Annotated in this window: 12 protein-coding genes and 1 pseudogene; 6 read left to right on the top strand and 7 right to left on the bottom strand. The window is 60.8% G+C overall.

Translation table 11 applies throughout. The features are described 5' to 3' along the window. The 3 genes and pseudogenes from WH91_RS23650 to WH91_RS17060 all read left to right on the top strand — a co-directional run. Positions 1-221 (top strand): annotated as a pseudogene (locus WH91_RS23650) (IS110 family transposase); the annotation flags it as partial. A gap of 214 nt (positions 222-435) precedes the next feature. Further along, on the top strand, positions 436-1,455 hold the full coding sequence (locus WH91_RS17065) for a TerC family protein (protein WP_046172220.1): 1,020 nt from the start codon (positions 436-438) through the stop codon (positions 1,453-1,455). 126 nt (positions 1,456-1,581) lie between these two features. Further along, entirely contained in the window at positions 1,582-1,980 is a 399-nt protein-coding gene (locus WH91_RS17060; protein ID WP_046172219.1) for a GFA family protein, read from the top strand. Positions 1,981-2,048: 68 nt separating this feature from the next. Here WH91_RS17060 and WH91_RS17055 read toward each other — a convergent pair whose 3' ends face one another. The 5 genes from WH91_RS17055 to petA form a co-directional block, all read right to left on the bottom strand. Then, a complete protein-coding gene (locus WH91_RS17055; protein WP_046172218.1) occupies positions 2,049-2,582 on the bottom strand; it encodes an adenine phosphoribosyltransferase in 534 nt (177 codons plus the stop codon). A gap of 27 nt (positions 2,583-2,609) precedes the next feature. After that, entirely contained in the window at positions 2,610-2,804 is a 195-nt protein-coding gene (locus WH91_RS17050) for a hypothetical protein (protein WP_046172217.1), read from the bottom strand. Between the two features lie 218 nt (positions 2,805-3,022). Beyond that, complete coding sequence (locus WH91_RS17045; RefSeq protein ID WP_046172216.1) at positions 3,023-3,889, bottom strand: cytochrome c1; 867 nt, start codon at positions 3,887-3,889, stop codon at positions 3,023-3,025. A 20-nt stretch (positions 3,890-3,909) separates the two neighbouring features. Next, positions 3,910-5,160 carry a cytochrome b gene (locus WH91_RS17040; protein ID WP_046172215.1) on the bottom strand — a complete coding sequence of 417 codons (1,251 nt, stop codon included), beginning with the start codon at positions 5,158-5,160 and terminating at the stop codon, positions 3,910-3,912. Positions 5,161-5,171: 11 nt separating this feature from the next. Continuing rightward, a complete protein-coding gene (gene petA, locus WH91_RS17035; RefSeq protein WP_046172214.1) occupies positions 5,172-5,696 on the bottom strand; it encodes a ubiquinol-cytochrome c reductase iron-sulfur subunit in 525 nt (174 codons plus the stop codon). Positions 5,697-5,925: 229 nt separating this feature from the next. Between petA and WH91_RS17030 the strand changes: the two genes are divergently transcribed. From WH91_RS17030 to WH91_RS17020, 3 genes are read left to right on the top strand one after another with little or no spacing between them, the layout of a single operon-like run. Beyond that, a complete protein-coding gene (locus tag WH91_RS17030; RefSeq protein WP_046172213.1) occupies positions 5,926-6,396 on the top strand; it encodes a tRNA (cytidine(34)-2'-O)-methyltransferase in 471 nt (156 codons plus the stop codon). Between the two features lie 20 nt (positions 6,397-6,416). Then, on the top strand, positions 6,417-7,301 hold the full coding sequence (gene hemF, locus WH91_RS17025) for an oxygen-dependent coproporphyrinogen oxidase (protein WP_046172222.1): 885 nt from the start codon (positions 6,417-6,419) through the stop codon (positions 7,299-7,301). A 60-nt stretch (positions 7,302-7,361) separates the two neighbouring features. Further along, complete coding sequence (locus WH91_RS17020; RefSeq protein WP_046172212.1) at positions 7,362-7,577, top strand: DUF1059 domain-containing protein; 216 nt, start codon at positions 7,362-7,364, stop codon at positions 7,575-7,577. Here WH91_RS17020 and WH91_RS17015 read toward each other — a convergent pair. Then, a complete protein-coding gene (locus tag WH91_RS17015) occupies positions 7,557-8,723 on the bottom strand; it encodes a CCA tRNA nucleotidyltransferase (RefSeq protein WP_052952915.1) in 1,167 nt (388 codons plus the stop codon). The genes WH91_RS17020 and WH91_RS17015 overlap by 21 nt on opposite strands. Further along, a complete protein-coding gene (locus WH91_RS17010) occupies positions 8,720-9,346 on the bottom strand; it encodes a CoA pyrophosphatase (RefSeq protein ID WP_052952914.1) in 627 nt (208 codons plus the stop codon). Before WH91_RS17010 ends, WH91_RS17015 begins: the two co-directional genes overlap by 4 nt. Between the last annotated feature and the right edge of the window lie 134 nt (positions 9,347-9,480).

Here is a 9,480-nt window from a genome sequence, read left to right as displayed (position 1 = left end):
AGGCCCATATTGCCGGTGGCCGTCTCTCGGTACGCTGCGCCCTCTACATGGCGAGCCTCTCCGCCATCCGCGCCAATCCCCCGATCCGAGACTTCTACCAGCGCCTGCGCGACCAGGGAAAACCCGGCAAGCTCGCCATCGTCGCCGCCATGCGCAAACTCATCACCACAGCCAACGCCGTCATCGCCAACGATGCACCATGGAAGGGCAAAAGCGATTGACATCAAACACGGTTGCTCAGGGGGAGGCTGGGTGGGGCTATTCTCGCTTTTTCAACTTCTGCGCCTCTCCAACAAGCGACATTCAGCCGCGAGGGGTTGAACTTTTCTGGCAATTGTCCATCTTGAACGTGCAGCGCCGGGCCCCTCTGGCGAGGATGACGTATGTCCTCGTGATGTCGGAGCTGCTCCAAACTTCATGGAGAAAGGTCCGGCGATGGATTCGCTGTTTGCCGCCCTATCGGGCGATTTTCTGGGTACACCCGTCTATTTCTGGGTCGCGTTTATCTCGATCGTTATCGCACTGCTGGTTTTCGACCTCGGCGTCCTGCACAAGGACGAGCATGAGATTGGGGCCAAGGAAAGCCTGACGCTATATGGCTTTTACGTCCTGATTGCCCTCGCCTTCGGCGGCTGGGTCTGGTGGCAGCGCGGCGCCGAAGCCGGGCTTGAATTTTATACTGGCTATCTGCTCGAACAGAGCCTGGCGATGGACAATATGTTCGTCATCGCCACCATCTTCGGCTTCCTCGCCATCCCCCGCGTCTACCAGCACCGCGTTTTGTTCTGGGGCATTTTGGGGGTCATCCTGTTCCGCGCGGTGCTGATCGGGCTCGGCGCAGCCATGGTCAACCAGTATAGCTGGATCCTGTTTGGTTTCGGCGCTTTCCTGGTGTTCACCGGCATCCGGATGTTCAGCCACAAGGACGAGGAACCCAAACTTGAAGAAAACAGGGTCTACCAGTTCATTACCAAACGCTTCCGCGTCACCAAGGAACTGCATGGGCGTAACTTTACGGTCAAGCAACCCGACCCCAAGACCGGCAAGATCGTCACCTGGCTGACACCGCTGGCCGTGGCGCTGATCATGATCGAAGTGGTGGACCTGGTGTTTGCCGTCGACTCGGTGCCGGCCGTCTTCGCCGTGACGCAGGACACATTCATCGTCTATACTTCCAACATCTTCGCCATCCTCGGCCTGCGCTCGCTGTATTTCGCGCTGGCTGCCGCGATGAACCGCTTCCGCTACCTGCAGGTTTCGCTGGCCATCATTCTCGTGCTGGTGGGTATCAAGATCTTCCTCGTGCCCCTGCATATCCATATCGACACGCTGCTAAGCTTGGTTGTGACGCTGTCGATCCTCGCCGGTGGCGTGATCTTCTCGCTGTGGAAGACCCGCAACGAGCCTGACATCGGTGCTGAGGAGCATCCGGAGACAGGGCAACTCGAACCCTGATGGAAACAACGGGCTGGCGACGACGCCGGCCCGTTATTTCTCCGGCGCGGCCCCTTTGGGGGCTGCTGACAGCCCCTGTCAGCACGATCACGTCAAGATAAGGCACACCAAAGCGGAGTTTTCGTCATGTCCCTCATTGCCACCTGCCACTGCGGTGCCACGCGCATCGAGCTGCCGCACACCCCGGAAAAAGCTGGCGAGTGCAACTGCACCTTTTGCAGCCGCACCGGCGCCGTCTGGGGCTACTACAAGCCTGGCGAGCTCAACATCACCTCCGACAGCAGCGGCAAGTTCTATTCGGCAAGTGGCTTCGGCAACGAGCACCATTTCTGCGCCAATTGCGGCATGCAGACCTGGGGCGTTTCGCCCGACTGGAGCTCGGTCTACAACAGCGACGGCACGCCAAAGGGCGAAACCGGTGCCATGCCGACGGGGCAAATCTTCGCGGTCAACCTGCGACTGGTCGACGATTTCGACTGGTCGAGTGTGCAGATCGAGAAAATGGATGGGCGCAATAACTGGTGATTTGTCAGTCGTCACCCTCCCCGCAGGGAGGGGGAGGTGCCGCAAGGTGGATGCGGCCCGATCCCACCTTAGTGCCCTTCGAACGCCATCAGGGCTGTCACTTCGACATGCACCGCCTTGAGCTTTGAGGCGCCACCGATTTCCGGCAAGTCGATCACGAAGGCCGCGTCGTCGACCGTCGCGCCGGTGCGACGCAGCAGGCTGACGGCCGCGAGCGCGGTGCCGCCCGTGGCAATCAGGTCATCGATAAGCAGCACCTTGTCGCCTGCCTTGAGCACGTCAGCGTGAATCTCGATGGTGTCGACGCCATATTCCAGCGCGTAATTCTGTCCGATCGTCTCGCCGGGCAGCTTGCCCTTTTTGCGCACGGGAATGAAGCCCACGCCAAGCGCGATCGCCACGCCAGCGCCGAAGATGAAGCCGCGCGCTTCGATGCCGGCGACATGGGTAATGCCCTTGCCGCGATGCTGGCTGGCGATACGCTCGACGCTTTCCTTGAACCCCTCGGGATTTTCGATCAGCGTGGTGATGTCACGAAACAGGATACCCTTCCTGGGATAGTCCGGAATCGTGCGCACGAGGGCCTTGAGGTCGAGCGGCATGGCACACCTTGTATAGTCGGATGATGATTAGCGAAGGCGCTTGCCGACTAGGTGGCGCGCCACGACGCCGGCATTGTAGGCGGCGCTGCGCGTAACGCTGATCGCGGTCTCGCGTGCCTTGGGATTGGCGGCAACAGCCGCAATGCCGGCGCGAACCGCTGGGTGGCGGCTCATGGTGATGGCCGCACCGAAGACCGTCACGGCAAGGCGAATGGCGGACATTTCGGTCTCCCTTGGCGAGTGATTTGCGCTGTGTGGAATATCACGGCGCGGCGAAGGAATGGCAAGAGGTTGAAAGCTTAGTGAGTGAACTAAGCGAAAGGGCCCACGCTGGGGCCCTTTCAAATCGATTGTCCGTATCCCTTCGAGCATAGCCCTCCGAGCCTAGTCGCCTGAAAACGGGCCACTGGGGCGTTTTCGCCGCGATAGACGGCCAGCGACTAGTGTTCGATACCCTGCCAGATGCGACGCTTGGTCATGTACATCAGGGCGGCGAAACCGACGAGGAACAGCAGCACCACGAAGCCGGTCTGCTTGCGACCGGCCAAATGAGGCTCGGCCATCCACATCATATAGGCTGCAACGTCGTGCGAATACTGCTCCAGCGTCATTGGCACTTCGGTTTCGCCTTCGGCAACTTCATAGGCAATCTGCTCGTCGGATAGTGGCGGGGCCATGCCAATAGCGTGGCCAGGGAAATAGTCATTGTAATACTTGCCTTCAGGCAGCTGGAACGGCGTGCCATCGGCGTTGTGCGGCGCCGTCTCGGGCACCTCCTCGTGATAGCCGTTCAGCAGCGCGTGGATATAATCCGGACCGCCTTCGGAATAGCCGGTGAAGTAGTTGAAGATCCAGAACGGAAAGGCGTCGGTAATGCCGCGGGCCTTGGCCAGCACCGAGAAGTCCGGCGGCAATGCGCCGCCATTGGCGTCACGGGCGTCCTGCTCGGTCGCAAACGGCGACGGCCAGCGATCGGCTGCAACGCCCTTGCGGACACCGCCATCGGCACTGGCATCGGCGATTTCATACTCGGCAGCCAGTGCCTTGACCTGCTCGTCCGAGAACGCCGGGCCACCCTCTTCCGCAAGATTGCGGAACGAGACGAGGCGGGCGCCATGGCAGCTTGAGCAGACTTCGCGGAACACCTGGAAGCCGCGCTGCAGCTGGTTCTGGTCGTAGGTGCCGAAGATGCCGGCAAAGCTCCAGCTCTCTTTTTCGATATGCGGCGTCGAATGGTCCTGCGCCATACCGGGGGCGGCGAGGCCTGCAAGCAGCGCCAGGGCAGCAAAGGCAGTCTTGAAGTTCATGATGGTTCCTTCCCCTTCCGTCAGGCGTGCGACTTGCTCAACACGCTTTCGGAGATGCTGGTCGGCAAGGGCCGAGGCTTCTCGATGCGGCTGAGGAGCGGCAGAACGACGATGAAGTGGATGAAGTAGTAGGCGGTGCAGATCTTGGACAGAACCACGTAGATGCCATCCGCTGGCTGCGCACCAAGATAGGTTAGCGCGATGAAGTTGATCACGAACAGCAGGTAGAACCACTTGAACATCGGGCGGAAATTGCCCGAGCGCACCTTGGATGTATCCAGCCAAGGCAGGAAAAACAGGATGACGATCGAGCCGCCAAAGAAGATCACGCCGAGCAGCTTGGAGTCGATGAACAGCAGGCTGAAATCGATGGCGCGCAGAATGGCGTAGAATGGCAGGAAGTACCATTCCGGCACGATGTGGGCCGGCGTCACCTGGCTGTTGAACTGGATGTAATTGTCCGGATGACCCAGGATATCCGGCGCAAAAAAGGCGAACCAGGCAAACGGAATCAAGAACACCACCATGCCGAACGCGTCCTTCATCGTATAGTACGGATGGAAGGGAAGCGTGTCGCGGCTGTCCTTGACGTCGACGCCGATGGGATTGTTGTTGCCGGGCACATGCAGCGCCCAGATATGCAGCGCCACCACAGCGGCGATCACGAAGGGCAGTAGGTAATGCAGAGAGAAGAAGCGGTTGAGCGTCGGATTGCCCACCGAGAAGCCGCCGCGCAGCAGTTCGAGCAGTGGCGTGCCAATGAAGGGAATAGCCGCGAAGATATTGGTGATCACGGTGGCAGCCCAGCCAGACATCTGGCCCCACGGCAGCACGTAGCCCATGAAGGCGGTCGCCATCATCAGCACGAAGATCAGCACGCCCAGGATCCACAGGATCTCGCGGGGCGCCTTGTAGGAGCCGAAATACATGCCGCGGAAGATGTGGATATAGATGGCGGCAAAGAACATCGAGGCGCCCACTGCGTGGAACGACTGGAGCATGCGGCCGCCATTGACGTCGCGCCGGATGTGCTCGACCGAGTCGAACGCCATCCCGATATTGGGCGTATAGTGCATCGCCAGAATGATGCCGGTGACGATCTGGATACCGAGGCACATCACGAGGATGGCGCCGAAGGTCCAAAAGTAATTCAGGTTCTTCGGGGTCGGGAAGTCCATCAGGTGCTCTTTCGAGAACCGGATGATCGGCAGGCGCTCATCGAGCCACTTTTCGATGCCCGAACCGGGCGTATACGTTGAATGTTCCGACATAGAAGCCTCCACTACCCGATCTGGACCAGCGTATCGCTGATGAATTCATAAGGCGGCACGACCAGATTGGTCGGCGCCGGACCCTTGCGGATGCGACCGGCCGTATCAAACTGCGAACCGTGGCACGGGCAGGCCCAGCCGTCGAATTCACCCGCTTCACCGGTCGGAATGCAACCGAGATGGGTGCAATTGGCGATCATGATCAGCCACTGCTCATGGCCTTCCTTGGTGCGCGACTCATCGGTCGCCGGGTCCTTAAGATCGCTCAGCGGAACCGCCTTGGCCTCGTCGATTTCGGCCTGGGTGCGGTGACGCACAAACACTGGCAGACCGCGCCACAGGATCGTGACCGACTGCCCTTCCTCGATGCTGCCGAGATTGAATTCGATGCTGGCCATCGCCAGCGTCGAAGCGTCGGGGTTCATCTGGTTGATCAGCGGCCAGACCGTTGCGGCAGCGCCGACAACGGCCACAGAGCCGGTTGCGACGAAGATAAAATCCCGCCGGGTCGTTGAATGGTGAGCTTGCGTGGCCAAGGTCCGTATCCCCGTACAATCACATTTGACGCGGCCGGCAGCGGCACACCATTTACGTATACGCGTAATTGGTAGCCGGCCGCCCTCAAACGGCCCGTCAGTTCGGCTCTTTTTGCACTGTCCCAAGGACTTGTCCAGTGCGGCCGGGAATGACACCGATCAACTGCGACACTATACCCGCCCTATCCTGCGGACTCACCCCGCCAACGCCCTGTTTTGTGGAATTGCCATGCCGGTCGATCTTGCCCTCTACCAGCCCGATATCGCCAACAATACCGGTACGCTGATCCGTCTCGGGGCGTGCTTCGGCACCACGATCCACCTGATCCATCCCACCGGGTTCCCCTTCTCGGCGAAGGCACTGGCCCGAGCGGGCATGGACTATATCGACCATGCCACTGTGCAGGAGCATGACAGCTGGACCGCCTTCGACGCCTGGCGGCGGCAGCATCAACGGCGCCTGGTACTATTGACCACCAAGGCGGAAACCTCGGCCTATGCCGTGGATTATCTCGCCAGCGATATTCTGATGGTCGGACGCGAAAGCGCCGGCGTGCCTGACGCCGTGGCCGATGCCTGCGATCTCACAGTGCGCATTCCGATGCGGAACGGTTTGCGCTCGATCAATGTGGCTTTGGCCGCAACGCTTATCCTGGGCGAAGCAAAAAGACAGACAGACGGGTTTACAGGGCTCACATGACGGTTCATTTCACTTCTCCTATGACACTACCGACCGCACTTTCAGACGACATCGAGGCCAAGAAGGCCATTGCGCAGGCGTGGTTCCGCAGCTTGCGCGACCGGATATTCGCCGCTTTCGAGCAGATCGAGGCCGACGTCCAGAGCCGCAATGCGGACATGCCGGCAGGCAAGTTCGAGATTTCACCTTGGGATCGCGCTGCCGGCGGCGGTGGCGAAATGGGCATGCTGCATGGCCGGGTGTTCCAGAAGGCGGGCGTGCATATCTCGACCGTGCATGGCGAATTCTCGTCCGAATTTGCCAAGCAGATGCCGGGCACCGAGGAAGGCGCCAAATTCTGGAGCTCGGGCATTTCGCTGATCGTGCATCCGTGGAACCCCCATGTTCCGGCTGTGCATATGAACACGCGCATGATCGTCACCGGCAAGCAGTGGTTCGGCGGCGGCGCCGACCTGACCCCGGTGCTCGACTGCCGCCGGACGCAGCACGACAAGGACACGGTGGATTTCCACGCCGCCATGCAGGCGGCCTGCGTCGACCGGCCGGGGGTCGACTACCAGCGCTACAAGGACTGGTGCGACGAATATTTCTTCTTGCCCCACCGCAATGAGCCGCGCGGCACGGGCGGGATCTTCTATGACCACCATAATTCGGGCGACTGGGACGCCGATTTCGACTTCACCCAAGCCGTCGGCAAGGCCTTTCTGGGTATCTACCCCGAACTGGTGCGGCGCAATTTCGAAAGCGCGTGGACCGACGCCGACCGGCACGAACAGCTGGTCCGTCGCGGCCGCTACGTCGAATTCAACCTGCTCTATGATCGCGGCACAATGTTCGGCCTCAAGACCGGCGGCAACGTGAATTCGATCCTGTCATCGATGCCGCCCGAAGTGCGTTGGCCCTGATCGGAACCCTGCCCCTCACCAAACGTTGTGCCTTGAGCACATCAACAATGGAGATGAGCAATGAAACGCTTTGAATCCGGTTCGCTTATCCCGGGTGCCACTTGGCACGCGGAAGCCGATACGGAAGCCGAAGTAGTTCGCCGGGCTGTGGAGAGCTTGCGCACCCATCATGGCGAAACCGAAATCCGCCCCGAGATGATCGAGCGTATCAAGGAACGCATCGTCGATACCGATGACGGCTCCAAGAACCAAGCACTAGACGCGAATTTGCGTTAGTAGCTCGGGCTTGCCGAGAGTAAAGCCGCTATCGATCCAGAGTTGTTCGAGACGCGCCAACTCCTGACCCAAAGCCGGTCCCGGCTTCATGCCGAGGTCGGCTAAATCATGTCCAGTGATGGGAAACGGCGGCACGATGGTTTTTGCCAACACCCGTGCCGCCTCCGATAGCCGCGCCATCCCCCAATGCCCAAGCGACGCTGCAGCCGCAAGACCCTCGACCGCAGTTTCGCCATGGCGATAGGCAGCTTCGGCGATCTTGTCCTGCTCAAGCATGGCAGCAGCGCGGGCAATAGATCTGGCACTGGCAATAGTCTCATTGGACAGCCGCCATGCCGCACGAAGTGCATCGAAATCCTGCGTCAGCAGCACCAGCCGCGTTGCCGAAAACTGGCCACCAAGGCTCTCATAGGCGACCATCGCCCGCAAAGCTGCATCGGTTAGCGGCAGCAGCCGGATTTCGGACATCACGGCTAGCGACAGTGCAACTTTGGGCAAAGCCAGCGTGCGCATGACCTCGTGGCCGATGCGCTCGCGCGACAGGTGATCGAGCCTGCCAACAGCCGCAGCGCAGGCAGACAACCCCTCCGGATCCAGCCGTTGCTCGCCATGGCTCGCGGTGAGACGGAAGAAACGGTAGACCCGCAACCCGTCCTCGGCGATGCGCTGGCTGGCGTCACCGATGAAGCGAACGACACCATCGCGCGCGTCCTCGATGACGCCCAGAGGGTCATACAGCGTCCCATCGGCGGCACAATACAACGCGTTGAGCGTGAAATCACGGCGCTTGGCGTCCTCGACCCAGTCGGTACCGAAGGCCACAATGGCATGACGGCCGTCGGTTTCCACATCGCGGCGTAGCGTCGTCACCTCGGCCAGTGTATCGCCCAGCTTCAGCGTAACCGTGCCGTGGTCGATGCCAGTCGGGTAAAACGCAATGCCAGCCGCCTTCGCGCGCTCGATCACCTCGTCGGGCAGCAGTTCGGTCGCCATGTCGATATCGCCGCTGTGCTCGCGACCCATGATTGTATCGCGCACCACGCCTCCGACGGCACGGGTGCGGCGCCTGGCGCCATCCAACGCCGCAAAAATCGCTTGCGTCTCTGGCCTGCTCAACCATTCGGCATTGGCGAGACTATCGCTCACGGCACGGCCTCACCCATCGCCAGATCGCGAAAATGGCGCGTCAGGTTGGCGGTAATACCCCAAATGCGGTGTCCGTCATGGTCGATCTGCCAGGTGCGATGTTCCTTGCCGTCGCGCTTGATGCGGAATTCGCCATAGGCCTCGGGCAGCATAATGCGCTGCAGCGGCACTTCGAAGACCGAATGCACCTCGCCCGGATTGGGCACGAAGGGTCCGCTCGGCTCCACCGTCGCGACAACGGGAGTGATCAGGTAATTGGTGCCGGTGAAATAGGTCGGCATGAAACCGATCACGGTCGCGTCAGCACGCTCCATGCCCACTTCCTCAAACGCCTCGCGCAAGGCAGCAGCGGCGACGTCTTCATCGCCGGGATCTACCTTACCGCCCGGAAACGCCACCTGCCCTGAATGGGCCCGCAGGTCTGGCGAGCGCTCGGTATAGAGCACGGTATGGCCCTCGGGCCGCCGAATCAGCGCAATAAGCACCGCGGCCTGCACTGGCGGGCGGGCAAACGGCAGCTCCGGCGTCCAGTCCGGCACCAGCGTGTGCGTCGCTGGCAACGGCGGCGGCGCGGTCAACAGCCGGGCGGTCAGGCGGGAAATGATGATGTCGTCGACCGACAAAGAGACACCGGAATGCAGTTCGGGAACGGGAGTTTAGGCGAGGATTGTGGCGAATGGCACCCCTAACCTCGCCCGCTCGATGGTGATTGCAATTGACCACAACTTCGAGTTCTGGACTCACCCCACCCTCCCTC

This window comes from Devosia psychrophila, from assembly GCF_000971275.1.
GTDB classification, from domain to species: Bacteria; Pseudomonadota; Alphaproteobacteria; order Rhizobiales; family Devosiaceae; genus Devosia; species Devosia psychrophila.
The sequence above is the reverse complement of the archived record's forward strand: the minus strand, read 5'-3'. Positions and strand labels throughout refer to the sequence as shown.